The following is a 25,537-nucleotide window of genomic DNA, read 5'->3' as shown; positions in this document are numbered from 1 at the left end:
ATGACACGGCGATTTGCGGCTGCTCGCCCCGCTACCGCGCGCGGTTTTACCTTGCTGGAAGTGTTGGTCGCGCTTGCCATTTTTGCGACGGCGGCGATCGCCACAGTGCGCTCGGTCAGTCAGCACATCAATACGCTAAGTTACATCGAGGAAAAGACGTTCGCTGCCATGGTCGCCGACAACCAAATGGCCAAAGTACATTTAGCGGGCGTGAAGCCCAGCGCGCAAAAGGGCACTACTCAGTTAGCGGGGCGCCAATGGCAGTGGCAAGTGGTGCCAGTAAGCACCACCGGCGATCTGTTGGCGGCGTTTGATGTCAAAGTATCACTGGGCGCGCAAGCAGCGCCGATTGTGGTGGTGAGAAGCTATGTGGCGCTCTAGACAAGCAAGCCGAACACAAGGTTTTACCTTGATTGAGGTCTTAGTCGCGATGGCGATCTTTGCCAGTTTGAGCGTCGCGGCCTATCAAGTGCTCAATCAGGTACAGCGCAGCAATGTGCTCTCAGAGCAACGCAGTGCGCGCCTAGGAGAATTGCAGCGTAGCCTTGTCTATCTCGACAATGATTTTCGCCAAATGGCGCTGCGCCAAACGCGCTCCGGCGGTGATTCGCCTTCATCTACCCTGATCGCTTGGCAAGATAACTTGCTCGACAGTGATGAAAAAGGGGTGATGTTCGCACGCCTGGGTTGGTTTAACCCGCAGCAGCAGTTCCCGCGCGGCGAGGTGACCAAAGTGGGCTATCGCATCCAAGATGGCGTATTACAACGAATTTGGTGGCGATACCCAGATACGCCCACCGGGCAGGCGGGCATCGTGATGCCACTGCTCGATAAGGTCGAGCAGTTTGATTTACGCTTTTTTGATGGCAGTGAGTGGCAGCGTGAATGGCGTGCCAGTAACCAGTTGCCGAGTGCGGTGGCACTGACCTTAACGCTGGAAGATTATGGTGAGATAGAGCGCATTTATTTGACGGGTGGCGGCACATTGGCGGGCGTAGGAGAGAGCGATGAGAACGGCTAGCTCGCAGCGCGGCGTCGCCCTGATTGTGATCTTACTGCTGTTGGCAGTGATGGTCAGCATTGCCGCTAGCATGGCGGATCGGCTCTTTTCTCAGTTTCGCCGTGCCAGCAGTCAGCTCGATTATCAGCAGGCGTATTGGTATAGCTTGAGTGCAGAGGCGCTTGCGCGGGCGGGCATTGAACAAAGCTACCAAGATAGCGACACGGTCAATCTCTCGCAGCCTTGGGCGATAGAAGAGCAAACCTATCCGCTCGATTTTGGCACGCTGCGCGGATCACTGACCGACGGGCAAGCGTGCTTGAACCTCAATGCGCTCTACGCGGTTGTGCAGACGGCCAACTCCAACGCCACGCCCTATTTGGTTGAGGTGCTGCAAACCTTGCTCGAATACCTAGAGGTGGAGAGTTATCAAGCGCAGGCGATCGCGGAGTCGGTGTGGGAGTTCATTGATGAAGACACCACGGTGAATACCTCTTCCGGTGTGGAAGACAGCTACTATGAGTCGATGTCGCCAGCCTACCTGACGGCCAACTCTTTACTGGCGGATGCCAGCGAGCTGCGCGCGATTCATCAAGTGAGCGCAGAGGTGATGACGAAGCTGCGCGGTCATGTATGCGCGCTGCCGACCAGTGATTTTCGCCTCAACATTAATACGCTGGATGCGCGTCACAGTGCGCTGCTCGCGGCCATGTTGGCGCCCAACTTGAGTGTCGAACAAGCCAAAAACGTCATCGACAATCGCCCCTATGATGGCTGGCAATCGGTCGATGAATTTTATGCCGAGTCGGCGCTCTCTTCGGTCAGCGCCGATGTGAAAAGTCAGGCGAAAGGCTATTTGGATATCGATAGCCGTTATTTTGAAATGGATGCTGAACTGCTGGTCAACGACTCGCGCGTGCGAGTGCGGAGCCTGCTGTATAGTGAAAATCGTGAAACTGCAACGGTGATACGCCGTCGCTTTGGAGGTATCGGTGAACGAGAGTCTGATCGTTCGACTGAGTCACAACCCTAATGCCGCTGTTCAATGGTTGGTCTGGTCTGCGAGCGAGCGGGCCGTGATCGCCAGTGGCGAACTGGCCAACTATTCCCAGCGTGACGCGTTAGCGCAATACGCTAAGGGGCGCGCGACGACTGTGCTGCTCTCTGCGGCCGATGTGGTGCTCAAGCAGGTTGAAATCCCGGCCGGCGCTGGGCGTCAATTTGAGTCTATGCTGCCTTATTTGCTTGAAGATGAGTTGGCGCAAGATGTCGATGAGCTGCACTTTGTTGTGCTGGCTAAACAAGGCAATCAAGCGCACGTGTGCGCCGCGCCGCGTGTTTGGCTGGCGAGTGTGCTCGATGATCTGCGTGAGCTTGGCTGCTCGGTGCGCAAAGTGCTGCCGGATGTATTGGCACTGCCGAAGGAGACGCCGCTGTGCGCCGCGCAAATTGGTGAGCAGTGGCTGATTGGCAAAGGTCAGTGGCAAGGCGTCTCGGTAGAGGCAAGCTTTTTACCTTGGATTACCGCCTCTGATTGGGTCAAAGATAGCGCTGGCGAGCCTTTGGCGCTGACTGCGCTTACCCCACTGCCTGAGTCTGTGATTAAGGCGCATCCCGCTTGGCAAGATTGCGTTTGGGAAAACGAGGAGGGCAAGCTCGTGATGCAGGTGCTCGCCGAGCACGCCTTACTCAGCCCAGTTAATCTATTAACCGGTGCATTCAAGCCTAAATCGTCACTCGGCAAATATTGGCGCGTCTGGCAAGGCAGTGCCATGGCCGCGATGCTGCTACTGGCGCTGATTTGCGTCGACAGTGTGCTGAAAACCGCGCGCTTTGAAACACAAGCCGATGCGTATCGCAACGAGAGTGAGCGTCTGTTTCGTGAGGCACTACCGGGGCGCACGCGCATCCCGACCGTCAGCTATTTAAAACGGGAGATGGAGCGAGAAGCGGCGCAACTGTCCGGTGGCAGCAGTGAAACGGTCTGGTTAGAGTGGATGGTGCAACTGCCTGATGCGGTTAGCAAAGTGCCGGGTTTGAGCTTGACCAGTATCAAGTTTGATCGCAATCGCAAAGAAGTGCGCCTTGAAGCGCAAAGCGATGATTTCCAAAGTTTTGAGCGTGCCAAAGCGCAGCTTGAATCGCGTTTTAAGGTTGAGCAAGGGCAGCTCAGTCGCAGTGGCGAGCGTGTCAACGGCTCGTTTGTTTTAACGCTACGTGACGGCCAGTCGTAAGGAGAGTCATGAAAGCACGTTTTCAATCGAGCCTTGCGCCGCTATTGGCGCCGCTTAGTACCAAGCTGAGCGCATGGTGGTCCGCCATTACCCCGCGTGAGCAGCGCCTTGTGATGGTATGCGCGGGCCTTGTGATGGCGGGCGGCCTATACTGGGGCATTGTCGAACCCTTGACCACGCGCGCAGAGCAGGCAGAGCTTAGGCTGCAAAGCGAAAAGCAGTTATTGGGCTGGGTCGAAGATCAAGCCGAGACGATCGCGAGTTTGCGCGCCGCCGGTGGGCGCTCGGTATCCACCTTAGCGCTGAATCAGGCGGTCTCCTCAACGGCGAAGCGTTTCAACGTCGAGTTGGTGCGCGTTCAGCCACGCGGTGAGGAGCTACAAGTGTGGATAAGCCCAATGCCGTTCAACCAGTTCGTCAGTTGGATTGCCTTTTTGCAAGAGACCCACGGCGTGCACGTCACAGCGCTCGATCTCGATAGAGGCAAGCAAGAGGGCGTAGTGGATGTGCGTCGCTTACAGTTGGTGAAGGGGTAGAGGGATGAAAAAACGGCTTCTGCTCGGCGCAGGTTTACTGGGTGTATTTGGCTTGAGCGCGTTGGTGCACATGCCGGCATCGTTTGTTTATCACACCTTAGGTCAGTATGCCGCTATCCCAGCGCAACTGCGTGTCGATGGCATTCAAGGCACCCTTTGGCAAGGGCGCGCGGCGCAAGTGCGTTGGCAGCGCTACGATTTGGGCGCAGTGAATTGGTCGCTTGATATCGGCGCGCTTTTGAGTGGCCGCTTACAAGCGCAAGTGCGCGTGGGCCAAGGCGGCGGCCTTGTCGTGGGGCGTGGCACACTGGGTCTCAATCGCCAAGGCGCATTCGCACAAAACGTGGTGGCCAGTCTCTCCGTTGAGAAAATCACACCTTGGCTACCTCGCCCGCCCGTACCACTCGATGTGCAAGGGCGGGTGGAGTTCAATATCCAGCACTGGGATTATCAAGCGCCATGGTGCCGCTCGGCGAAAGGCAGCGTGGTGCTCAATACGCAAGGCGTCGGCACGCCCATCGCCGAATTAACCACAGGCCCTGTTGTCGCGCCGTTTACTTGTCAAGACAGCGCGCTTAGCGTCGCAGGTAATCAGCAAAGCGATCAGGTCGAGAGCGCTTTCACGCTCGATCTCACCCCCGATCGCCGCTACCAAACCCGCGCCTGGTTCACACCGCAATCCAACTTCCCCCCAGCGCTCCAAGAGCAGCTAAAATGGCTCCCCGCGCCAACGGACGGAAAGTACGCGTTTGAATATGGGGGGAGGTGGTGAAGTTTTTAGTTCCTAGTTCCTAGTTCCTAGTTCCTAGTTCCTAGTTCCTAGTTCCTAGTTCCTAGTTCCTAGTTCCTAGTTCCTAGTGCCTAGAGGGTGATTTCTAGAAGCTAGGTGATTGTTTTCTCTAGGAACTAGGCACTTGTTTTCTCTAGGAACTCCCCCCTAAACACCTTTAGTTCGGACCGGAAAACTCAACTGCACTTTTAATCCGCCGCCGCTGCGGTTATTGACGATCACCGAGCCGCTGTGTTGGCTCATGATACGTTTGACGATGGCAAGGCCCAGTCCGGTGCCTTCGCTGCCGCGGGCGGTGTCGCCGCGGGTGAAGGGTTCAAACAATTTGCCGATGTCGCTTTGCTTGATACCGGGGCCGTTGTCTTCGATGGATACCCAGGCCAGCTTGCTGTCGGCGGTCATGCCGGTTGAGATTTTCACCCAGCCGTTGCCGTAGCGGACGGCGTTGACCACGAGATTGCTGATCGCTCGTTTAATGGCAATCGGGCTGCCGTTGATCGGCTTGAGCGCAGGGTGCCAGTGGGTGTCAATTTCCATCTCATAGCCGCCCTCTGCGCTGGCGACGTCACTGGCAATCTCATTGAGTGCCACCTCAACAAACGACTCTTTATTCACCGGTTTAAGGTAATCCATAAACTGGCTGATGATTTCATTGCACTCTTCGGTATCGCTGATGATACCTTCAGCCAAGTAGCTGTCTTCGGGTGACATCATTTCGGTGGCCAGGCGAATGCGCGTGAGCGGGGTGCGTAAATCGTGGCTGATCCCTGCCATCAGCAGCGCGCGATCTTCTTCGAGCGCCTGAATCCCCTTCGACATCTGATTAAACGCTCGTGTGACCGAGCGGATCTCTGAGGCGCCTTGCTCCACCAGTGGCGGTGGGATTTCACCGCGACCCACCACTTTGGCTGCTTTTTCTAGTGCGATCAGTGGACGGTTTTGCAAGCGAATAAACAGCCAACACCCAGCAACAATCAGCAGCGCCATGATGACGCTGTTGCGAAATAGGGGCGTGAAATCCTCTTCTTGCAGCTCAGAGAGCGGGATGCGCAGCAGCGAGCCGGGCAGGGACTCGATTTTCATCCACAGCACGTAGCTGTCTGTGCCAAGCATCATCCGCACGTCGGTTGCCGAGCCTAGCTCTTGGCTCATCTCTTCGCTCATCAAATCGATGGTCACCGCATGCTCGTACTCCGCAGCAATCGGGCTGTTTTCGGCGTGAATGGTGACACCAAGCTGCTCAAGCACTCGGCGACGCAGCGGCGCGTCCATATCGAGCTCGCTGTCTAAGTCTTGCGTATCGTCGAGCATCAAATTGATCTCATGGCCGAGGATCTTATTGAACTGCTGCAAGCTGGGCATCAACGCATAGTTGAATACGGCGTAGTAGGAGTAGACTTGGCTGGCAATCAGCAAGGTCAGAAAGATGAGAATCGATTGAGTGAATGAGCTGCGAATGCGCATGGAGTTTTCCTAGCGGGTCCGAAAGGTGGCTAGGGGATGGGGAACGCCTGTGGTAGGCGCGCCCCGCTCTCTAGCCGCTTAGGCGTCTTTACCATCAGGGACAAAGACATAACCTAAGCCCCAAACGGTTTGAATGTATCTTGGCTTGCTGGGATCGACTTCCAACATGCGGCGCAGACGTGAAATCTGCACGTCGATGGAGCGCTCCATCGCGGAGTACTCTCGGCCGCGAGCCATGTTCATCAGTTTATCACGCGACATCGGCTCGCGCGCGTTGGTCACGAGCGCTTTGAGTACCGCAAACTCGCCCGAGGTTAACGGCATCGCTTCCTCGCCGCGGTACATTTCACGCGTGCCGAGGTTTAAGCGAAACTCACCAAACTCAACAATCGACTCAGCAGAACTTGGCGCGCCTGGCAGCTCGACTGTTTGGCGGCGCAGCACCGCTTTAATGCGCGCCAACAACTCACGTGGGTTAAACGGCTTAGGCAAATAGTCATCGGCGCCCACTTCGAGGCCCACGATGCGATCGATTTCATCGCCTTTGGCGGTGAGCATCAGAATCGGTAGTGAGCTGCCGGCATTGCGCAGACGGCGACAAATCGACAAGCCATCTTCACCAGGGAGCATAAGGTCGAGCACCATCAAATGAAAGTTCTCGCGGGTTAATAAACGATCCATCTGTTCGCTGTTGGCGACACTGCGTACCTGAAATCCCTGTTCAGACAAGTAACGTTCTAACAATGCACGCAAACGGGCATCGTCATCCACGACGAGGATTTTGTGATTTTCTTGCATGTGTGAATCCACCTATGTCATTCCAATGCGACCGAGTCGATTTGAGTGGGCGCACAGTAAAATGTAACAGAGCGCCGCGCAAAGTGGTGCAAAGAATTGTTAGCGAGTATGACTTTTTTGATATTAAACCGGATCTTAATCGTGGGGTCGGTGAGAGACGCGCATCAACACTCAGGCTTCTGGTAGCTGATGGCGTTGATAAACCACTCTTTATCGCCCTCAGGGGTGCGAACGGTGACCTCGTCATCGACCTCTTTTTTGAGGAGCGCGCGCGCCATCGGTGAATCAATGGAGATGTAATCTTTGGCGTCGCCATAAATTTCTTCCGGCCCAACAATTCTGAATGTTTTGACCTCACCCGCTTCATTCTCAATCTCGACCCACGCGCCGAAGAAGACTTTACCTTCTTGTTGCGGCGAGTAGTCAACGATGGTTACCTCAGGGAGAAACTTGCGAAGAAAGCGCACTCGGCGATCGATTTGACGAAGCAAGCGCTTGTTGAAGGTGTAATCCGCGTTCTCAGAGCGATCGCCAAGGCTGGCCGCCCAGGTGACTATTTTGGTAATTTCCGGGCGTTTTTCATTCCATAGATGGTCATGCTCGGCTTTGAGCTTGTTGTAACCTTCGCGGGTGATGAGTTTTGTTTTCACTGCTGTAATCCAAGTTATTGAACCGCTTTACCGGCCTATTATATTACTCGCCGCTTGGCTTTTTCGTCACTAGATAGTCATCATCACTGCTGACCACCACGCCATATTTGAGGAAGTTCTTGCCCAAAATCATGCTGTAGTGGAAGCGGTCGCGGTCTTGCAAATTGACGCGAATCTTCTTCTCTAGCTCGCCGAGCTTGACGCGCATTTCCACCACTGGGCGCACATTGGCTTGCTCGCCTTTTTTGGCGCGCACGCTCATCTCATGCACCACCGGCAGGGTGAAGGTCTTTTTATCGCCCTGATCGTTTTCATAATCAAAACGCACCATGGCTTGACCATCACGTTCAAAGCGCTCGATGTTTTGCGCGTTAAGTGAGGAGACGTCAGCGCCGGTATCGAGTTTCACCGGGAAGGTGAGCCCTTCCACTTGCGCGACTTCAATGTGGCCGGCTTTAAACAGCGGGTAGCGGCTGAGTAATTCTTCACTGCGAGTGTTGATCAGCACGCCACCCTCGGTCATGTTGCGGCCGATGATAAAGTGCTCGTGCGGTTCTTTATCGCCAAGCACCTCAATCGCGTATGGCAGCTCCACCTCTTGCCCTTTTAACATAAACGAGCCAAACACTACTGGGCGTATGGTCTCCCCAACTTTGAGTTTTTTGTGGATCGGTTTGGAGAACTGCTTGGCCTCGCCCTTGTTGTTATTGAGCCCGATTTCGTTGTCATTGAGATAATAAGTGACCCACTCTTTGCCTTTTTGTTGATAGGTCTCAAAGCTGGCGACTTTCAATAGCGGTGTGCCCACTGTCCAAGAGGGCTCGGCGTGCAGGGCGATACCATCGAGCAGCAGCGTTTCTTGCCCCGTGATTTGAAGCGCCGCTTGCGCTTGACGACTCGAGAGCGTTTGCGCTTTGCCGGCCAATAGATCCGTCGCGCTTGGGTCAATCACAAAGTGCTCGCTGAGCGTCTGTTTACCGAGGCGAATGTCACTGCTCTTGTGGTGGCGATCGGTGAGATACACCAGCCACTGCTGACTCTGTTGCTCGCCGAGAGTGACAGGCACGTAAACCATAGGGCGCGACTTGCCGCTCACCTTAAGCGTGCGAATCACCGGGCGAGAGAGCGTTTTGCGCTCGCCTTGCGGGCCTTCAATCGTAAAACGCACTTGCATGCCATCGTCACTCACGTCAATGTCACTGGCATCGAGCGCGCTGTAGGCGGCGTTTAACGAGTAGCTGACGCGCTGCGCCACGCCGTCAATCTCTACGGTTTCTTTGCGGCCAATCAGCTGCGCGCTGTTCCACGTTTGCAGATGGTCGGCGCCGGCAAACACCCAAGCGTGATCTTTGAGGAACGTTTTGCCAATCAAGATTGGCGCTGAAAACTGACTGCGATCGGTTAAGTTGACGTCGGTGTCCACCGTTGTGCCAGCAATGGTCAGCGGCACATTGACCGTCGGACGCAAAATGGGCTCAGCGCTGGAGCGGCTGCGAATTACGCCGACACGCTCGAGAGGCTGAGCCAAGGTGACGCGCTCTCCGCTATAGGGGTGAATAATGGAAAAGCGCACGCTGACTTGATACGGCTCAAACACCGCTTGGTTCCAATCGTTGTAATTAATATCGCGCACTTGCTCGACGTCTTTGACCAGCGCGCGCATTAACGCCTCATCTTGCCACTGGGCGTAGTCCGGATGTTGGCTGGAGACGTGAATATCGATGGCGTGCATCGAGGTGGTGTCCGCGCCTGTATCAATTTTGCCGGCAAAGGGCACCCCTTCAAGAGCGGCTTGCCCTTGCTCATCTTTGACGCTCAAGGTGACGTTTTCGAGTCGACCGAGCACCAATTTTTCATCGAGGCGGGTGATGGGCGCATCAGTGGTCGCGTCGATGCGCGTATCGAGCGTGACGTACGCGGCGTCTGCCAGCGCATACGTCGGGGCCAACAGGGAAAGAAGCGTTAAGGAGAGACTGAGCCAGAGTTTTTTCATCGCATTTCCATCATGATTAGTGAATGTCACTCGTTGAAATGAGTGAGAGGGGTGCTGAGTGATTAAGTTCGTGACGTTTTCTAGTTCTGACACAATTTTCACACAATTGCCAACCAGTTTGGCGACTATCTTGACCTTGATACTGTTTGAGGTGCGATGCGTCTCGAATGGAAAATCGTTGCATTTCATCGTGCACACCCCAATATATCGCCCATTAAAGAGAAAAATGAGAGCCAAAGGATGAGCCAAGCACTCTGCCAATTGATCGCTCAGGAGTTGAATGTTCGCCCTGAGCAAGTCGTGTCTGCCGTCAAGCTGATTGATGATGGCAACACGGTGCCGTTTATCGCCCGTTACCGTAAAGAGGTGACCGGCGGACTCGATGATACCCAACTGCGTACCCTAGATAGCCGCTTATCTTACCTGCGTGAGCTGGATGACCGACGTCAGACCATTCTGAAATCGATTCACGATCAAGGTAAGCTCACCCCGGAGCTGAAAGCGCAGATCGAACAAGCGGACAGCAAAACCCGTCTCGAAGATTTATACCTGCCTTACAAACCTAAGCGTCGCACCAAAGGGCAAATCGCCATTGAAGCCGGACTCGAGCCGCTCGCCGACGCCTTGTGGCATCACCCTGAACATGATCCGGAGCGTGAAGCGCTGCGTTACGTCGATGAAAGTAAAGGGGTCGCCGACAGCAAAGCGGCGCTCGATGGCGCGCGCGCTATCGTGATGGAGCGTTTGGCAGAAGACGCCAGCTTACTGGAGAAGGTGCGCGCCTACTTAACCCGCCACGCTGAGTTGGTCTCACGCGTTGTTGAAGGGAAAGAGCGTGACGGTGAGAAGTTTAAAGATTACTTTGATCACCGCGAGCCGCTCGCCAAAGTGCCGTCTCACCGCGCCTTGGCGATGTTGCGAGGCCGCAATGAAGGCTTCCTCACGCTGACCATGGACGCAGACCCTGCCCAGGAAGAGGGCGTGCGCCAATCCTATTGCGAAACCCTCATCGCCGATCACTACGGCTTGTCACTGAGTGACGCCCCTGCCGATGGATGGCGCAAACAAGTGGTGAGCTGGGCATGGCGCATCAAAATTGCCATGCACATGGAAACCGAACTGATGGGCGCATTGAAAGAGCGCGCAGAAATCGACGCTATTGAAGTGTTCGCCACTAACCTAAAAGATTTGTTGATGGCCGCACCGGCAGGCCCGCGCGCGACGCTTGGCCTTGACCCGGGTCTGCGCACCGGCTCCAAAATTGCCGTGGTGGACGCCACAGGTAAAGTGCTGGCCACTGAGACCATCTACCCGCATCCGCCACAAAACCAATACGACAAAGCAGGCCAAGTGGTGGCCGCGCTGGTCAAGCAGCATCAGGTCGATTTGATTGCGATCGGTAACGGCACCGCCTCGCGTGAGACGGACAGCTTTGTCGCGGATCTGATCAAGCGCTACGGATTGAAAGTGCAGAAAATCATGGTCAGTGAAGCGGGCGCCTCGGTCTACTCGGCGTCTGAGCTCGCGGCGAAAGAGTTCCCCGATCTGGATGTATCGCTGCGCGGTGCTGTGTCGATTGCGCGTCGCTTGCAAGATCCGCTGGCTGAGCTAGTAAAAATCGATCCTAAATCGATTGGTGTGGGTCAATACCAACATGACGTGAGCCAAGCAATGTTGGCCAAGCGTTTGGACGCGGTGGTGGAAGACTGTGTGAACGCGGTCGGTGTGGATGTCAATACCGCCTCACCGGCGCTTTTGACGCGCGTGGCGGGCCTAAGTAGCACGCTGGCGCAAAACATTGTCGAATACCGCAATGAACATGGCCGATTTGATACGCGCAGCGCCTTGAAAAAAGTCGCACGTTTGGGGCCCAAAGCATTTGAACAGTGTGCCGGTTTCTTGCGCATTATGAATGGCAAAAACCCACTCGATGCGTCAGCGGTGCACCCAGAGGCGTACCCTGTGGTGAAAAACATCGCAGAGAAAAATGGCGTGGCGCTTCAATCGCTGATTGGCGACAGTGCGTTCCTGCGCGATCTGCGTGCGGTGGATTACACCGATGAGCATTTTGGTTTGCCAACGGTGACCGACATCATCAAAGAGCTCGACAAACCGGGCCGAGATCCTCGCCCTGAGTTTAAAACCGCGACCTTTGCTGAAGGTGTCAACAAAATCACCGATCTGGAACCGGGTATGGTGCTGGAAGGGGTGGTGTCGAACGTGGCCAACTTTGGCGCCTTCGTCGACATTGGCGTACACCAAGATGGCTTAGTGCATATCTCAGCGTTGACGGATCGCTATGTCGCGGACCCTCGTGATGTGGTGAAAGCCGGCGATATTGTCAAAGTGAAAGTGATGGAAGTGGACGCTGCGCGTAAGCGTATCGGTTTGTCGATGCGTCTTAATGATGAGCCAGGGCAAGAGCGCCGCGCCAACGCGCCGCGTCGTCAGAGCCCATCGAATGGCCGTTCGCGCGAGCATGCCAGCAAAGAGAGCCAAGGTGCGAGTGCGATGGGCGGAGCGTTTGCCGCCGCGTTCGCCAAAGCAAAGCGCTAACCCCAAACCCACTACCCATAACCCTAAACCCAGCATCACCAAGAAAATCCCCGCCACGGCGGGGAATTTTTTTTCGGCATTTCCGAGCGGTGTGTTTGGACCTTCCAAGCACAGTGTCGCTCCGTACTACAATACCGCAATGACATCTGACGGCGTATTGGGGGCCACGGCATGACCGTAGTGAAACTTAATCACGGTCCGACGCTTTTCCATTTGGCCTTCAGTTATCGCCGCATCGATTATGCGTTTCGGCAAGCGAAAACGCATGGCGTAGCCTTTACCTTGGTGCTCGCTGTAGCTGGCCAGTGACAGCAGCTCGAACAGCCTATCGAGTCTATCTTTAGGCTCTTCACGAATCGCGGCGTGTGACTCTCCACTCTCATCCATCTCATAGCTCGGATGCTCTGAGGGATCCCAAGAGGCGTCACGGCGACGCTTATCGTCGGCTTTCACTTTCCGCTCAGCGTTGCTCTTGGCTAATGCCATTGTTGGACCAATCGGCTCGCGAACTTTGTTCTCCCGCGCCGCTTGCTCCGTTTGCACATTAACCGATGGGGCGATGAGTGGAACACTGACATTCGTTGGTGAAACGAGCATAGCTATCTTCCTCACACCCAACCAAATCCTCACCAAACGCGGTGATTTTTTGGTATCGATTATTTATCGACCAGTGAACGGAAAAGTTGAGGGGAGAGTTCCTAGTGCCTAGTTCCTAGAGGGTGGACGTCAGGAATTCGGTATTTGTTTTTCCAGTCACTGACTTCTAGGAACTAGTCACTTGTTTTTCTAGGCACTTTTTTCTAGGAACTAGGCACTTCTTTTTTCTAGGCACTTATACCCACTCTTTAATGATTTGGCAGAAGTGGTCGAACTCGGTAATAAAGGGCGCGTGTGAGGAGGCGGTGAAGAGATGGCTGGTGCTGTGTGGCATCAGGGCGCTGACGTCTTTGGCCACTTTGGCGGGTACGAGACCATCGAGTCGGCCGTACAGGCGCAGTGTGGGTTGTGAGATCGCCGCGAGCTGGTGGCGGTAGTCGCAGTCGGCGAGTAAGGTGAGCCCGGTCATCAGGGCGTTTGGATTGGGCGCAGGGCGTGAGAGCACGGCGTGTTTTAACGTCTTGATGTCTTGTCTGGCCGAAGGGCTGCCCATTGCTTGCAGCGCCATAAAGCGCTCGATGGTGAGGGCGAAATCGTCCGCCAACTGCTGGCTAAATTGGCTCAACACCTTAGGGGCAATGCCGAGCCACAGCGAACGGGATGGGGTTTGGCTCGGTGTTTGAGACGACTCACTGTGCGCTAAGGTGCGCTCGCCCGCTTCAAATTTGGGCGAGCTGGCGACGGTGATAAGTTTGCTCACTCGATCTGGGTGGTGCAGCGCAATATGGGTCGCCAATAAACCGCCTAGTGACCAACCCAGCCACACCGCATGTGCGGGCGCGTCAACCAGCACTTGCTGCGCCAAATGCGCCATATCGGTAAAGTCATGCTGACTGCTGTGACCAAACCCGGGCAAGTCGACGACATGAACATGGTAGTGCGTCGACAGCGCCGTAGCGGTTTGCTGCCAGACCGCGCCATTCATCCCCCAACCGTGGACCAAGACAAGACTCTGACCCCTCGGATCGCCAAAAGATTGCCAAAATAACCCTTTGTTTGTCGTCTCAATGTCTCGCACTTTTTTCATCCTTATTGTTGGGGGTGGAGGGGGATAATGGGTAATGGGTAATGGGTAATGGGTAATAGGTAATAGGTAATGGGTAATAGGTAATAGGTAATAGGTAATAGGTAATAGGGGGAGGTTATGGGTTTTAAGGGGGGGGGTAAAGGGAAAAACAGTAGAAAGACGAGCTTGAACGTCTATAGGCACGGTGCCCATCACCTACCACCCACCACCCACTTCCCCTCCCCCCCTGCCCATCCCCCCATTCTTGCCCCCCACTACTGCGAACTGTGTCAGCTACCCATATCGGCCCACTCGTTGGCGCAGGGGGGATCATCACCGCCAACTCGTTGGCTGTGTTCGGCGTGTCAGGTTTGGCTGGCGCCAAAGCCGCGGTGTGCGTGTTGCGGGTTGGTGCTGTGTCATGCCGAGGCGCAGTGTGGTGAGTGTTTGACATCGCCGCCGGCTTGGTCACGCTTGGTGTGCGTCGGTGACTACACGCCGCCTTTGTCTCACTACGTGCACAAACTCAAGTATGAGCGCCAATTTTGGCAGGCCGATAAGCTGGCAGAGCTGCTCGCGGCGCGTATAGGCCAAGAGGCTGAGACGGCGCCCCTGCTGACCTCAGTGCCGCTGCACTGGCGGCGCTGGCTCTATCGCGGCTTTAATCAGAGTGAGCAATTGGCGCTGGCGTTAGCGCGGCGACTGAAGGTGAGTTATCAGCCTCTGTTTCGCCGGGTCCGCCACAGCGCCGCTCAGCAGGGGCTGTCCAAACGTGAGCGGCGGCGCAACTTACACGGGGTGTTTGAGCGTCGCTTTGATGGGATGGAGGCCGATCATGTGGCAATAGTGGACGATGTGGTGACCACGGGCGAAACCGTCTCACAATTGGCTCGACTACTGCTTGAAGTGGGGGTAAAAAGGGTGGATATTTACGCTCTATGCCGCACTCCCGAACCGGATGATGAGAGTTAAGGTCAACGGCTTGCATTGCCAAGGGGGCGAGGAGTAGAATGGTGAACAAATAGCCTACAAAATTACTCAGGTATTCGTCGTGTCAAAACCTATTATTATTACAGAAACCGCACAAAAGCACTTTGCTAACCTACTGGGTCAGCAACCCGAGGGCACCAATATTCGTGTGTTCGTTGTTAATCCGGGCACTCAAAACGCCGAGTGTGGCGTCTCTTACTGTCCACCAGAAGCGGTCGAAGCGACCGATACGGAACTGGCTTTCGAAGGCTTTTCGGCTTACGTGGATGAGCTGAGCCTGCCTTTCCTTGAAGACGCTGAAATCGATTTTGTGACCGATAAAATGGGCTCTCAGCTGACGCTCAAAGCGCCAAACGCGAAAATGCGTAAAGTGTCGGACGATGCGCCGCTCGTAGAACGCGTTGAGTACGTGATCCAAACGCAAGTGAACCCGCAGCTCGCCGGGCACGGTGGTCATGTCAATCTGGTTGAAATCACTGATGCCGGCGTGGCCATTGTGGCGTTTGGCGGCGGCTGTAACGGCTGTTCTATGGTCGATGTGACGCTCAAAGAAGGCATCGAGAAGCAGCTGCTGCAAGAGTTTGCGGGTGAGCTGTCGGCCGTACGTGATGCGACTGAGCACGATCGCGGCGAGCACTCTTACTACTAATTCTGACAACGTTATTGATAGGCATCCTTCGGGGTGCCTTTTTTATAGCTAAAGTGCGCCTATTTGGGCTCGATACTTTCGCGCGGTTTTTCTCAATCGATCCTAGGATCTTCGCAGTGATTCCCCTATATTAATGATTATTATTCATTTCCCCCAGTGATGGAGTAAGCGCGTGGCGAAACAGACGCCGCCAGAGATTCTGGCAAAAAACACCGTGGCGAAGTCCAAATTGTTTGCGATAGAAGCGCTCGACTTGCGCTTTAGCAATGGCGAAACCCGTACGTATGAGCGTATGAAGCCCAGTGGTCGAAACGCGGTGATGATGGTGCCCATCACAGAGCAAGGGGATCTGTTGTTGGTTCGAGAGTACGCGGCCGGTACGGAACGCTACGAATTGGGGTTCCCCAAAGGGCTGATTGACCCGGGTGAGTCCGCCAGTGAAGCGGCCTGCCGAGAGCTGAAAGAAGAAATTGGTATGGGCGCACGTACCTTAATCCCCCTTAAAGAGGTGGTGTTAGCGCCGTCCTACTTCTCGAGCCGCATGACCCTGTTTATTGCCAAGGATCTCTATCCTGAACAGTTGCAAGGGGACGAACCGGAACCATTGGAAGTGATTCGCTGGCCGTTGGCGCAAGCGGATGAGCTTCTTACGCATCTTGATTTTTGTGAAGCGCGAAGCATTACGGCGTTGCTATTAGCACTGCGCCATTCTTAGCACTGCGTTATGAGCGAGCGGGTTACGGCCTCCCGCGCGCCAAGGATTTGCCATTATGCCTAAAACCCAAGACCTGTCTCATCATCTCCCCGCGGTAATCGATATTGCGCGCTCTGCTGGGCAATTGATCCTCGATATTTATGAGAAGAAAGAGTACCAAGAGTACACCAAGAGCGACGAAACGCCTGTCACCAGTGCTGACATCGCTGCGCACAAATTGATTGTCGAAAAACTCTCTGAATTGACGCCGGATATTCCGGTACTGTCAGAAGAAGCGGCGGACATCAGCTTGTCAAAACGTGCAGAGTGGGACAAATATTGGTTGGTCGATCCGCTTGATGGGACGCAGGAGTTCATTGCGCGCAGCGGTGATTTCGCCACCATCATTGCCCTTATCGACAACAATCAGCCTGTGATGGGCGTGGTGTATGGGCCGGTCTCTGGGGTCACGTATTACGCTTACCAAGGCAAAGGGGCATGGAAAATCCCCGACATGAGTGAAAGCGTGCGCATCAAAACTCACCAGCATGATGGCAAAGCCTACCCGATTGCGATTGCGATCAGCCGCAGGCAGAACATCAACCGTATCACCTCCCGCATGAGCAGCCAGTGGAATTATGACCTAGTCCCACTCGGCTCTGCCGCACTGAAAGCGTGTTTGGTGGCCGAAGGCGCGGTCGATTGCTACTTGCGACTCGGGCCAACCGGCGAATGGGACACCGCCGCGACCCAGTGCATCGTCCAAGAAGCCGGAGGACGCATTCTCAGCACCCACCTCGAACCCCTTTCCTACAATGAGCGCGAGACGCTAGAGAATCCCAATTTTATCGTCCTCGGCGACGAAACACTGCCGTGGGATAAGATATTGAAGGTGAAGGGGTGAGGTTATAGGTGATGGGTGATGGGTGATGGGTAATAGGTGGTAGGGCGCTGCGCTTGTCGGTAAATGTATTCACCACCCGCAACCCATTACCCCAGACCCATTACCCACAACCCTCTACCTACGCCTTCGCGTAAATATCACGCTCGCCCAACCACCGCTCTATGATGGCTTGGGCGTGGTCAGGGTAGTTGAGATGCAGGTAGCGCGCGATGCGTTGCACTTCGGGAACGAGGCGTTGATCGCGTATCAGATCGGCAATCTTAAAATCGGCCATCCCGGTTTGTTTGGTGCCGAGCAGCTCGCCTGGGCCGCGAATTTCGAGATCGCGCTGGGCTATCACAAACCCATCATTGCTTTCCCTCAAAACGCCTAATCGCTTTTGCGCCGTTTTAGACAGCGGCGCGTGATACAAGAGCACACAATGGCTCGCGACCGAGCCTCGTCCGACACGGCCACGCAACTGGTGAAGCTGCGCCAGACCGAGGCGTTCTGGGTTTTCAATGATCATCAAGCTGGCATTGGGGACATCGACCCCAACTTCTATCACCGTCGTGGCGACCAACAAGTGCAGTTGATTGTCTTTAAACGCCTGCATCACGGCCTGCTTCTCGGCCGGTTTCATTCGCCCGTGGACTAAACCAATCTTGAGGTCCGCCAGCGTGCGCTGCAACTCCTCTGCGGTATCGGCGGCGGCTTGTGCCTCGAGCACTTCCGACTCATCAATCAAGGTACACACCCAATACGCTTGCTTGCCCTCGTTTAAGCAGGCATGACGCACGCGCTCAACAATGGTGTCGCGTTTGGTGTCTGGGATGGCGACGGTTTGAATTGGCGTACGACCGGGGGGAAGCTCATCGATGACGGAGGTTTCAAGGTCAGCGTACGCCGTCATGGCCAGGGTGCGCGGAATGGGGGTCGCCGTCATGATCAGTTGATGCGGATACGCGCCCTGCTGCTCGCCTTTTTCACGTAGCTCTAGCCGCTGGTGGACACCAAAGCGGTGTTGCTCATCGATGATCACCAGGGCTAATTGAGAAAAATTGACCTGCTCTTGGAACAGCGCATGGGTGCCGACCACCATTTGCGCTTCGCCCGAGGCAATGCGCTCGAGTTGGGTCTGCTTGGCTTTGCCTTTGAGCTTGCCCGCCAGCCAGCCGACTTGAATGCCCATTGGCTCAAACCATTGGCTAAAGTTTAATGCATGCTGCTCTGCCAGCAGTTCGGTGGGCGCCATCAAGGCCACTTGTTTGCCTTGCTCCAAGGCGCGCACGGCAGCCAGTGCCGCGACCAAGGTTTTGCCTGAGCCGACATCCCCTTGCACCAACCGCATCATCGGGTGTGGCTTGGCGAGGTCGTTCTCAATCTCTTCTACGACGCGGCGCTGAGCATTGGTCGGAGAGAACGGCAGGGCGTCCAATAGCTGTTGTTTCAGCGTTTGACTCGGCGGCAGCGCGATCGCCGCCTCTTTTTGCCCTTGGCTTCGCACCGCGAGCATTGATAGGTTTTGCGCCAGTAGCTCTTCCATGATGAGGCGCACTTGCGCCGGGTGTTTGCCCTCATCAAACTGTTCCAGATTGATGTTCGGTGGTGGGCGATGAATGGTGTGCAGCGCTTGATTGAGGGTGATTTGGCTATCATAGAGCCCGGCAGGGAGCAGCTCTTGCACCGCCGATTTATCGAGCAATGCGAGCGCTTGTTCTGTCAGGTTACGCAGGGTGAGTTGGCGCAGGCCATCGGTGGTTGGGTAGACGGGCGTTAAACTCGGCTCCGTCTCAACCGGTTGCTGCGGCGTGTAAAACTTGTAATCCGGATGGACAATCTCTAACCCGTAGCTGCCGCGTTTGATTTCCCCATAAGCATGCACCGTTTTGCCTTCCGCGAATTGATTTTTCATCCCAGCGGTGAAGTTAAAAAAGCGCAGTGTGAGGGTGCCGTTGCCATCACTGAGTTTGACCGCCAACATTTTGCGTTTGCCAAACAAGGTATCGACACTCATCACTTTGCCCTGCACCGCCGCCCATAGCCCTGCGTGCAGTTTAACAATGGGGTAGACCCGAGTGCGGTCTTCATAGCGCAGCGGCAAGTGAAACAGTAAATCCTGCACCGACAGCAGCCCGACTTTGGCCAATTTCTCTGCCACTTTCGCCCCGACACCCGCCAGAGAGGTCAGTGGAATAGCCGACAAAAGTTGGGACATAGCTTCGCTCACGCAATGATTAATGATGGGGATAGTTAAGCATTTATCTGTGTTTTTGTACAGTAAAGAGGGGGAGTTCCTAGTGCCTAGTTCCTAGAAATTCCGTCCTCTAGGCACTAGGAACTAGAAACTAGGCACTACCTACCTACCTACCTACTCTGCATCTGCGCCCACCACTCTTTATCCGCGACGATTTGGCCTTGCTCGTCGAGGGGAGGGTAAGGGAGCTGTTTGCGTTTGGCGACTTTGGCGAGCACGGGGTGGCCGCGCTCAAAGAGGATGCGGTGGATGGTCTCGGCGGGCAGGGCGCTTTGTGCGTTGTCGTACATGCCAGCGGCTTGGCGTTGGCGCTGGGCTTCATAGAGAATCACTGCGCTGGCGACCGAGACATTGAGCGATTGCACCATACCGACCATAGGGATGATGATGTCTTGGTCGGCGAGCGCTTTGGCTTGCTCTGACGCGCCGATTTTTTCACTGCCGAGGATCACCGCCGTCGGTTTGGTGTAATCAATCTGACGAAAATCGACCGCCGTCTCTGAGAGATTGGTGACCAGCACTTGCATGCCTTGACGTTTGAGCTCACCCATCGCGTCTTCAATGGTGTCGTGCGTTTCCACTTCCACCCAGTTGCGCGCGCCCGCCGACGTGTGGCTTAAGGTGCGCATTTTATCAGGCCAAACCGCGTGCACTTTGTGAATGCCGGTGGCGTCGGCGCTGCGGATCACCGCCGAGACGTTATTGGGCTTGTGGACTTCTTCGAGGCAAAGGGTCAAATCCGCTTGGCGCGCTTTTAACACTTCTTGAATGCGTTGGTAACGTTCTAAATTCATGGTGTTAGGGCTTAGTTGATAAAGAATATGGTGATCAAAAATGGATGATAAAGAAAGCGGCCCTAAAGACCGCTTTCTGATTTGGATGGGGATCAGTACTTTCTACGTCGCACTTTGAGCGTGTGCGGCATGGCTTTAATCTTGCGCATGATGCCCGCTAGGTGGACACGATCTTTGGTGGTGAGCACCACAGTCACTGTGTACAAACGCCCGTCACGCTCTTCGGTCGAGAGACCGTGAATGTTGGAGCCGGTTTGTGAAATGACGTTGGTCAGTTCCGCGAGGGCGCCTTGACGGTTTTGCACATCGACACGCAGCTCGGCGATAAACTCTTGATCGTAATCGTCTGACCACTCCACCGCCATGTACTTATCTGGCTCTTTTTCGTGGTTGCGCACATTCGGGCACGTCTCACGATGCACCACCAGTCCTCGACCCGGAGAGACGTGAGCAATGATGTGATCGTCCGGAATCGGATGACAACAGTTGGCAAACGTCAGCAAGATGCCTTCTGCGCCGCGGATCGGCAGCTTCTTCTTCGGCTTGCCGTCGGTGTTGATGACTTCGGTGAGCTCATCGGCGTCGCCAAGCAGTCTGCGGGCGATGACAATACTCATCAACTCACCCAAACCGATAGCGGCGAGCAGATCATTGAGGGATTTGATTTTCAGATCGCTCAAGACGTGATTGATGTTCTCTTCATTGATGTCGGAAACCGACAAATCACCCAAGGCGTGATTGAGCAATCGGCGGCCAAGGGTAATCGACTCTTCACGGCGCATGGTTTTCAGCACTTGACGAATCTTGGTGCGCGCACGTGAGGTCACGACGTAGTTGAGCCATGCTGCATTCGGACGGGCGCCCGGTGCGCTGATGATCTCAATCGTCTGGCCGTTTTTCAGCGCTTTGCTGAGAGGGTAAGGGTTGCGATCGACGCGCGCGCCGACACAGGTGTTGCCGACATCGGTATGCACGGCATACGCAAAATCGACCGCAGTGGCGCCGACAGGCAGCTCCACGATGCGCCCTTTTGGGGTGAAGACGTAAATCTCATCTGGGAAGAGATCCGATTTGACGTTTTCAATAAATTCGAACGAGTTGCCCGCGCTTTGTTGGAGCTCAAGCAGGCTCTGCATCCAGCGCTGCGCTTTGACTTGCGCGGTGGTGCCGGTACGCTCGCCATTGCCTTTGTAAGACCAGTGTGCTGCGACCCCTTTGTCCGCCATCTGATCCATATCTTCGGTGCGAATTTGCACTTCGACAGGCACGCCGTGTGGGCCGACCATCGAGGTATGCAAAGACTGATAGCCGTTCGCTTTCGGCACCGCAATGTAATCTTTCATACGCCCCGGGCGAGGCTTGTAGAGCGAGTGCACTTGGCCCAGTACGCGATAGCAAGTGTCAGCGGTGTCCACCACCACACGAAACGCGTAGATGTCCATAATGGTGTGAAAGCGCTGCTCTTTGGTCTTCATCTTGTTGTAGATGGAGAAGAGGTTTTTCTCACGCCCCACCACACGCGCAGACAGGCCCACTTCTTCCAGTCGGCCTTCAATTTCGGTGTGGATGCGTTGAATCATCTCTTTACGGTTACCGCGAGCGGCCTTGACGACCTCTTTTAACACGCGATAGCGGTTGGGGTAGAGCGCTTCAAAACCGAGCTCTTCCAGTTCGGTTTTAATATTATGGATACCCAAGCGATGCGCTAAGGGTGAGTAGATTTCGAGGGTTTCGCGTGCGATGCGACGCTTTTTGTCTGGGCGCAGTGCGCCGAGCGTGCGCATGTTGTGCGTGCGGTCTGCCAGTTTGATCAAAATGACGCGGATGTCTTGCACCATCGCAAGGACCATCTTACGAAAGTTCTCAGCCTGAGCTTCCTTGCGATCACGAAACTTGAGCTTATCCAGCTTAGAGACGCCATCGACCAGTTCTGCGACGGTGTTGCCAAACTTCTCTTCTAGCTGCTCTTTGGTGACATCACAATCTTCGATGACATCGTGCAAAAGGGCGGCTTGGAGGGTTTCAATATCCAGGCGCATTTCCGCCAAGATACGAGCAACAGCAACAGGGTGGATGATGTATGGTTCCCCGCTTGAGCGGGTTTGCCCTTCATGGGCATCTTTCGCTACCACATAAGATTGACGCAGAGCCTCAATTTGAGGCTCTGTTAGGTATTCTTGGGCAACGTCTTTGAGGCTATCGAATAGATACAAATTTTAGGCCCGGCAGAGTGTGATGAAGAGGATTATCGACCGTGAGCAATGCTGCTAACAGCGGCAAGTTCAGCGGCTTCTTGCTCTTGCTGCTCTTGACGCTCACGCGCATCTAGGATCTCTTTTGTGATAAGGCTTTCTTCGATTTCGCGCAGAGCGATAACCGTTGGCTTATCGTTCTCTTCTGGCACCAGTGAATCTTTGCCGCCAGTTTGCATTTGACGAGCGCGGCGAGCCGCAATGAGAACTAGGTCGAAACGGTTGCCAACTTTTTCAACAGCGTCTTGAACAGTTACGCGTGCCATAAGGACTCCAAATAGTTAACTAAAATTTTGTATGACGAGAAATTATACAAGATCTCGTAGAGAATAGTCTAGATTCTTATTTCAACAACGCATCCAGCATGCCTTTGTACTTGAGGGCTTGCTTATCTTGCTTGAGGCGTTCGGCGCGAATGATGGCTTTAAAGTCCATCAGCGCGTTATCGAAATCATCATTGATGATCACGTAGTCGTATTCGTTGTAGTGAGAAATTTCCGATTTCGCTTCCGCCATGCGTTTTGCGATCACCGCTTCACTGTCTTGGCCGCGTGCGTTCAGGCGACGTTCCAACTCACCGTTTGACGGCGGCAGGATGAACAAGCTCTTAGCTTGTGGCATTTGCTCACGAATTTGACGCGCGCCTTGCCAGTCAATGTCGAGGAAGACGTCGATGCCTTTATCGAGGTTTTGCTCAATCCACGGGCGAGAGGTGCCGTAGTAGTTGCCAAACACTTCCGCGTATTCCAAAAACGCACCTTGTTCGATCAGCGCTTCAAACTGCTCTTTTTGCACAAAGTGGTAGTGCACGCCATCTTGCTCACCCGGGCGCATGCCACGTGTCGTGTGCGACACGGACACTTTCATTGCGTAGGTAGGGTTGGTTTCCAGCATGGCTGAAATCAAGCTCGATTTACCCGCGCCGCTGGGCGCAGAAACAATGTATAGGGTGCCTTTGGCCATAAGGTTACGTCCACCATAAGATTCGATGTATTAAAGATAGCACTGACCGCGGGCATAACGTCAGTCAAGAGCGCGATTTCTCTCAACATCGGTGGCGAAAATTCGGCCAGAAAAAGGGAGGCGAAGAGTAGCATGGATCGGGGGGAGTGACTAGGGGGGAGGTGGGTAAGGGGTGATGGGTAAGGGGGGATAGGTAATGGGTTAGGGGTAATGGGTATTAGGTTGGGGGAATGTTCTTGACATGGTCCTTTCATCCATCAAAATTTCACCACCCACCACCCACCACCCACCACCCACCACCCACCACCCACCACCCACCACCCACCACCCACCACCCACCACCCACCACCCACCACCCACCACCCACCACCCACTTTTTCCAAACCAGTTGAAATCCGTTCCCATCTCATTACAATTCGCGCAAACGTTTGGCTTGTTGCGGGCATTGCTGCTGGCGATGGGCTATGGCCCTCTTATTTATCTACCGATAGGTTGTATTGTGAGTTCTGACACTGCACTTCCACGCTCAGCCAACGCTGGGTGGCTTGAATCCACTTTTCATATCTCTGCGCGCAAATCGACCCTAGGCACGGAGCTGTACGCTGGATTTATTACTTTTTTGGCGATGAGTTACATCTTGGCGGTTAACCCCGCGATTTTGGGTGACATCCCAGGCATGGATCGCGGCGCGATTTTTACCGCCACAGCACTGGCGGCGGCAGCGGCCACGCTGATCATGGGTGTGTTTGGTAACTACCCAGTCATGCTCGCGCCAGGCATGAGCATGAACGGCTTCTTTAAAGGCATGCTGCTGAGCGGCTCAGTGGCGCTGGTGTGGCACGAAGCGCTGCTGGGGATCTTCTTCTCTGGTGTGCTCTATCTGATTTTGTCGATGACCCATATTCGCAAGGCGATGATTGAGTCTATTCCAGAAGATCTCAAATTGGCGATCACCGTATCGCTTGGTCTGTTTATCGCCTTTTTGGGCCTGAAAAACGCCGGCATCATCGTCTCGAACCCGATCATTTTGGTCAGCATGGGCAAAATCAATGACCCGCAAGTCATCATTGCCTACATCAGTATCTTTATCGCGCTCGGCTGCATGATTCGTGACATCAAACTGGCGACCTTTATCTCGTTTGTATCGGCGATTGTGCTGACCGTTGTGGCCGACTGGATGCTAGGGACGCAAAACGCCCCCATCCCAGAGAGCCTAGTGGCTGCGCCGCCAAGCCTGTCGGGCAGCGTTGGCGCCATCTTCAATTTCTCAGGGCTGACGGCCGACAAGCTGTTTGATCTGCTGTTTATTGTGGTGATTTTCTTGATTGTCGATTTCTTTGATGGCCTCAGCACCATTGTTGGCGTCGGCCGAGATGCGGGCATCATCGACAAAGATGGCAAAGTGCCGAACGCGCGCTCGGCGCTGGTTGCGGACGCAGGCGGCACCGTGATTGGCTCTGTGCTGGGTACGACTTCAGTCACCGCATTCTCAGAATCGGGCATTGCCTCTGCGCAAGGCGCGAAAACCGGCCTGGCTGCGGTGGTGGTTGCGGGGCTCTTCTTGGTGTCGCTGTTCCTCTACCCGCTTTTTTCCATCTTCTCTGCGGCCATGGTCGCCCCGGCGATGGTGGTGGTCGGCATCTACATGATTGGTCGCCTTGGCCAAATCCGCTGGGAGCAAAAAGAGTCTCGCATCGCGGCGTTTTTCACCATCATGTTCACCGTACTGAGCTTCTCACCGGCCAACGGCATGGCGATGGGCTTTATCAGCTACGCCTTTAGCATGGTGGTAGCAGGCAAAGCCAAGCAGGTTCACCCAGTCATTTATGTGCTGTCTGGGCTGTTTATGGCGTATTTGGTGCTTTTATAATCGCGGACATATGGCTGCCATCGCCATTATTGCTATTGCAGACACAACAAGGGCGGCATCAAGGCCGCCCTTTTGACATCCCATTACCTTAGGGCAAGTGACTTAATAGTTTAGTTTATTGTCATTAACGAGTGCTAAGAGAGTGCGTTCCAAAATAAATCAAAAGGTTAGGCTGGAGGGGATAGTCTAATTTTATTTAAAGGTCAGAGCAGTGGTGGGGCTGTTGGGTGAAGTCAGAGGATGTTGGTGGAAAAATGAAAAGCCCCTATCGACTTATAAAGTAAACAGGAGCTTTGCACAGTTAGTCATCTAAAAGAGACTATTCGATGTTCTGAATTTGCTCTCTCATCTGCTCAATCAACACTTTCAACTCGACCCCGGATGCGGTGATGTCGGTGCTGATCGACTTCGAGGCGAGCGTGTTTGACTCGCGGTTGAACTCTTGCATCATAAAGTCGAGGCGTCGGCCGCAGGCGCCGCCTTTTTTGAGGATGTTGTTGG

25 protein-coding genes are annotated in these 25,537 nt (G+C 54.6%); 13 read left to right on the top strand and 12 right to left on the bottom strand.

The window, feature by feature from the left end:
• From gspI to AC6R1A_RS16695, 6 genes are read left to right on the top strand one after another with little or no spacing between them, the layout of a single operon-like run.
• Complete coding sequence (gspI, locus tag AC6R1A_RS16720) at window positions 1-381, top strand: type II secretion system minor pseudopilin GspI (RefSeq protein ID WP_500632566.1); 381 nt, start codon at window positions 1-3, stop codon at window positions 379-381.
• Window positions 368-1,021: a type II secretion system minor pseudopilin GspJ gene (gene gspJ, locus AC6R1A_RS16715; RefSeq protein WP_500632560.1), complete on the top strand. Its 654-nt coding sequence runs from the start codon at window positions 368-370 to the stop codon at window positions 1,019-1,021. Before gspI ends, gspJ begins: the two co-directional genes overlap by 14 nt.
• Window positions 1,008-2,033 (top strand): type II secretion system minor pseudopilin GspK, encoded by a 1,026-nt coding sequence (gene gspK / locus AC6R1A_RS16710; RefSeq protein ID WP_334554925.1) that lies wholly within the window; start codon window positions 1,008-1,010, stop codon window positions 2,031-2,033. Before gspJ ends, gspK begins: the two co-directional genes overlap by 14 nt.
• Complete coding sequence (gene gspL, locus AC6R1A_RS16705; RefSeq protein ID WP_500630701.1) at window positions 1,993-3,234, top strand: type II secretion system protein GspL; 1,242 nt, start codon at window positions 1,993-1,995, stop codon at window positions 3,232-3,234. The genes gspK and gspL overlap by 41 nt, the downstream gene beginning before the upstream one ends.
• A gap of 44 nt (window positions 3,235-3,278) precedes the next feature.
• Complete coding sequence (locus AC6R1A_RS16700; RefSeq protein ID WP_500632567.1) at window positions 3,279-3,770, top strand: type II secretion system protein M; 492 nt, start codon at window positions 3,279-3,281, stop codon at window positions 3,768-3,770.
• 4 nt (window positions 3,771-3,774) lie between these two features.
• Entirely contained in the window at window positions 3,775-4,542 is a 768-nt protein-coding gene (locus AC6R1A_RS16695; RefSeq protein ID WP_500630702.1) for a type II secretion system protein N, read from the top strand.
• 165 nt (window positions 4,543-4,707) lie between these two features.
• Here the strand turns inward: AC6R1A_RS16695 and envZ are convergent, their stop codons facing one another.
• From envZ to AC6R1A_RS16675, 4 genes are all read right to left on the bottom strand, one after another.
• On the bottom strand, window positions 4,708-6,024 hold the full coding sequence (gene envZ / locus AC6R1A_RS16690; RefSeq protein WP_500632561.1) for a two-component system sensor histidine kinase EnvZ: 1,317 nt from the start codon (window positions 6,022-6,024) through the stop codon (window positions 4,708-4,710).
• 78 nt (window positions 6,025-6,102) lie between these two features.
• Window positions 6,103-6,822 (bottom strand): osmolarity response regulator transcription factor OmpR, encoded by a 720-nt coding sequence (gene ompR, locus AC6R1A_RS16685; RefSeq protein WP_500626432.1) that lies wholly within the window; start codon window positions 6,820-6,822, stop codon window positions 6,103-6,105.
• Between the two features lie 164 nt (window positions 6,823-6,986).
• The gene (gene greB, locus AC6R1A_RS16680; protein WP_500630596.1) at window positions 6,987-7,472 is read right to left on the bottom strand and encodes a transcription elongation factor GreB; all 486 of its coding nucleotides are present in this window, start codon (window positions 7,470-7,472) and stop codon (window positions 6,987-6,989) included.
• A gap of 43 nt (window positions 7,473-7,515) precedes the next feature.
• Window positions 7,516-9,465, bottom strand: coding sequence for a putative ATP-dependent zinc protease (locus AC6R1A_RS16675; protein WP_500632562.1), 1,950 nt, complete (start codon window positions 9,463-9,465; stop codon window positions 7,516-7,518).
• Window positions 9,466-9,705: 240 nt separating this feature from the next.
• Between AC6R1A_RS16675 and AC6R1A_RS16670 the strand changes: the two genes are divergently transcribed.
• Window positions 9,706-12,021 carry a Tex family protein gene (locus tag AC6R1A_RS16670; protein WP_500632563.1) on the top strand — a complete coding sequence of 772 codons (2,316 nt, stop codon included), beginning with the start codon at window positions 9,706-9,708 and terminating at the stop codon, window positions 12,019-12,021.
• Between the two features lie 126 nt (window positions 12,022-12,147).
• Here the strand turns inward: AC6R1A_RS16670 and AC6R1A_RS16665 are convergent, their stop codons facing one another.
• Together AC6R1A_RS16665 and bioH are read right to left on the bottom strand one after the other, a co-directional pair.
• Window positions 12,148-12,618: an ATP-dependent Lon protease gene (locus AC6R1A_RS16665; protein ID WP_334554907.1), complete on the bottom strand. Its 471-nt coding sequence runs from the start codon at window positions 12,616-12,618 to the stop codon at window positions 12,148-12,150.
• 235 nt (window positions 12,619-12,853) lie between these two features.
• A complete protein-coding gene (bioH, locus tag AC6R1A_RS16660) occupies window positions 12,854-13,705 on the bottom strand; it encodes a pimeloyl-ACP methyl ester esterase BioH (RefSeq protein WP_500632564.1) in 852 nt (283 codons plus the stop codon).
• A gap of 266 nt (window positions 13,706-13,971) precedes the next feature.
• Between bioH and AC6R1A_RS16655 the strand changes: the two genes are divergently transcribed.
• From AC6R1A_RS16655 to cysQ, 5 genes are all read left to right on the top strand, one after another.
• Window positions 13,972-14,127: a hypothetical protein gene (locus AC6R1A_RS16655; protein ID WP_500646207.1), complete on the top strand. Its 156-nt coding sequence runs from the start codon at window positions 13,972-13,974 to the stop codon at window positions 14,125-14,127.
• A gap of 4 nt (window positions 14,128-14,131) precedes the next feature.
• Entirely contained in the window at window positions 14,132-14,656 is a 525-nt protein-coding gene (locus tag AC6R1A_RS16650; protein ID WP_500633499.1) for a ComF family protein, read from the top strand.
• Window positions 14,657-14,735: 79 nt separating this feature from the next.
• Window positions 14,736-15,323 (top strand): Fe-S biogenesis protein NfuA, encoded by a 588-nt coding sequence (gene nfuA, locus AC6R1A_RS16645; RefSeq protein ID WP_500633500.1) that lies wholly within the window; start codon window positions 14,736-14,738, stop codon window positions 15,321-15,323.
• Window positions 15,324-15,495: 172 nt separating this feature from the next.
• The gene (gene nudE, locus AC6R1A_RS16640; RefSeq protein ID WP_334554899.1) at window positions 15,496-16,038 is read left to right on the top strand and encodes an ADP compounds hydrolase NudE; all 543 of its coding nucleotides are present in this window, start codon (window positions 15,496-15,498) and stop codon (window positions 16,036-16,038) included.
• Between the two features lie 55 nt (window positions 16,039-16,093).
• Window positions 16,094-16,921, top strand: coding sequence for a 3'(2'),5'-bisphosphate nucleotidase CysQ (gene cysQ, locus AC6R1A_RS16635; protein WP_500633501.1), 828 nt, complete (start codon window positions 16,094-16,096; stop codon window positions 16,919-16,921).
• A gap of 118 nt (window positions 16,922-17,039) precedes the next feature.
• Here cysQ and recG read toward each other — a convergent pair whose 3' ends face one another.
• From recG to gmk, 5 genes are all read right to left on the bottom strand, one after another.
• The gene (gene recG / locus AC6R1A_RS16630; RefSeq protein ID WP_500633502.1) at window positions 17,040-19,118 is read right to left on the bottom strand and encodes an ATP-dependent DNA helicase RecG; all 2,079 of its coding nucleotides are present in this window, start codon (window positions 19,116-19,118) and stop codon (window positions 17,040-17,042) included.
• Between the two features lie 149 nt (window positions 19,119-19,267).
• Window positions 19,268-19,951, bottom strand: coding sequence for a tRNA (guanosine(18)-2'-O)-methyltransferase TrmH (trmH, locus tag AC6R1A_RS16625; RefSeq protein ID WP_500627782.1), 684 nt, complete (start codon window positions 19,949-19,951; stop codon window positions 19,268-19,270).
• Window positions 19,952-20,043: 92 nt separating this feature from the next.
• Window positions 20,044-22,164: a bifunctional GTP diphosphokinase/guanosine-3',5'-bis pyrophosphate 3'-pyrophosphohydrolase gene (spoT, locus tag AC6R1A_RS16620; protein WP_500631407.1), complete on the bottom strand. Its 2,121-nt coding sequence runs from the start codon at window positions 22,162-22,164 to the stop codon at window positions 20,044-20,046.
• A gap of 32 nt (window positions 22,165-22,196) precedes the next feature.
• Window positions 22,197-22,469 carry a DNA-directed RNA polymerase subunit omega gene (gene rpoZ / locus AC6R1A_RS16615; protein ID WP_487903057.1) on the bottom strand — a complete coding sequence of 91 codons (273 nt, stop codon included), beginning with the start codon at window positions 22,467-22,469 and terminating at the stop codon, window positions 22,197-22,199.
• Window positions 22,470-22,545: 76 nt separating this feature from the next.
• Window positions 22,546-23,166, bottom strand: a complete 621-nt coding sequence (gene gmk, locus AC6R1A_RS16610) for a guanylate kinase (protein WP_334554887.1) — start codon at window positions 23,164-23,166, stop codon at window positions 22,546-22,548.
• 457 nt (window positions 23,167-23,623) lie between these two features.
• Between gmk and AC6R1A_RS16605 the strand changes: the two genes are divergently transcribed.
• Window positions 23,624-25,036, top strand: coding sequence for an NCS2 family permease (locus AC6R1A_RS16605; RefSeq protein ID WP_500633508.1), 1,413 nt, complete (start codon window positions 23,624-23,626; stop codon window positions 25,034-25,036).
• Between the two features lie 319 nt (window positions 25,037-25,355).
• Here AC6R1A_RS16605 and AC6R1A_RS16600 read toward each other — a convergent pair.
• Window positions 25,356-25,537, bottom strand: a 182-nt coding sequence (locus AC6R1A_RS16600) for an endoribonuclease YicC domain-containing protein (protein WP_500646206.1), incomplete at its 5' end; no start/stop codon positions are given.

This window comes from Vibrio sp. R10-SG3-ISO3, from assembly GCF_059834225.1.
This window is presented reverse-complemented; position numbering and strand designations above follow the sequence as displayed.

Excerpts from the sequence above, each read along its gene's own strand:
- gmk (WP_334554887.1), bottom strand. The coding sequence starts at position 23,166 with ATGGCCAAAGGCACCCTATACATTGTTTCTGCGCCCAGCGGCGCGGGT.
- rpoZ (WP_487903057.1), bottom strand. The coding sequence starts at position 22,469 with ATGGCACGCGTAACTGTTCAAGACGCTGTTGAAAAAGTTGGCAACCGT.
- gspK (WP_334554925.1), top strand. The coding sequence starts at position 1,008 with ATGAGAACGGCTAGCTCGCAGCGCGGCGTCGCCCTGATTGTGATCTTA.
- AC6R1A_RS16665 (WP_334554907.1), bottom strand. The coding sequence starts at position 12,618 with ATGCTCGTTTCACCAACGAATGTCAGTGTTCCACTCATCGCCCCATCG.
- AC6R1A_RS16670 (WP_500632563.1), top strand. The coding sequence starts at position 9,706 with ATGAGCCAAGCACTCTGCCAATTGATCGCTCAGGAGTTGAATGTTCGC.
- AC6R1A_RS16675 (WP_500632562.1), bottom strand. The coding sequence starts at position 9,465 with ATGAAAAAACTCTGGCTCAGTCTCTCCTTAACGCTTCTTTCCCTGTTG.
- envZ (WP_500632561.1), bottom strand. The coding sequence starts at position 6,024 with ATGCGCATTCGCAGCTCATTCACTCAATCGATTCTCATCTTTCTGACC.
- ompR (WP_500626432.1), bottom strand. The coding sequence starts at position 6,822 with ATGCAAGAAAATCACAAAATCCTCGTCGTGGATGACGATGCCCGTTTG.
- trmH (WP_500627782.1), bottom strand. The coding sequence starts at position 19,951 with ATGAATTTAGAACGTTACCAACGCATTCAAGAAGTGTTAAAAGCGCGC.
- gspI (WP_500632566.1), top strand. The coding sequence starts at position 1 with ATGACACGGCGATTTGCGGCTGCTCGCCCCGCTACCGCGCGCGGTTTT.
- gspJ (WP_500632560.1), top strand. The coding sequence starts at position 368 with ATGTGGCGCTCTAGACAAGCAAGCCGAACACAAGGTTTTACCTTGATT.
- cysQ (WP_500633501.1), top strand. The coding sequence starts at position 16,094 with ATGCCTAAAACCCAAGACCTGTCTCATCATCTCCCCGCGGTAATCGAT.
- AC6R1A_RS16695 (WP_500630702.1), top strand. The coding sequence starts at position 3,775 with ATGAAAAAACGGCTTCTGCTCGGCGCAGGTTTACTGGGTGTATTTGGC.
- recG (WP_500633502.1), bottom strand. The coding sequence starts at position 19,118 with ATGTCCCAACTTTTGTCGGCTATTCCACTGACCTCTCTGGCGGGTGTC.
- bioH (WP_500632564.1), bottom strand. The coding sequence starts at position 13,705 with ATGAAAAAAGTGCGAGACATTGAGACGACAAACAAAGGGTTATTTTGG.
- AC6R1A_RS16605 (WP_500633508.1), top strand. The coding sequence starts at position 23,624 with ATGGGCTATGGCCCTCTTATTTATCTACCGATAGGTTGTATTGTGAGT.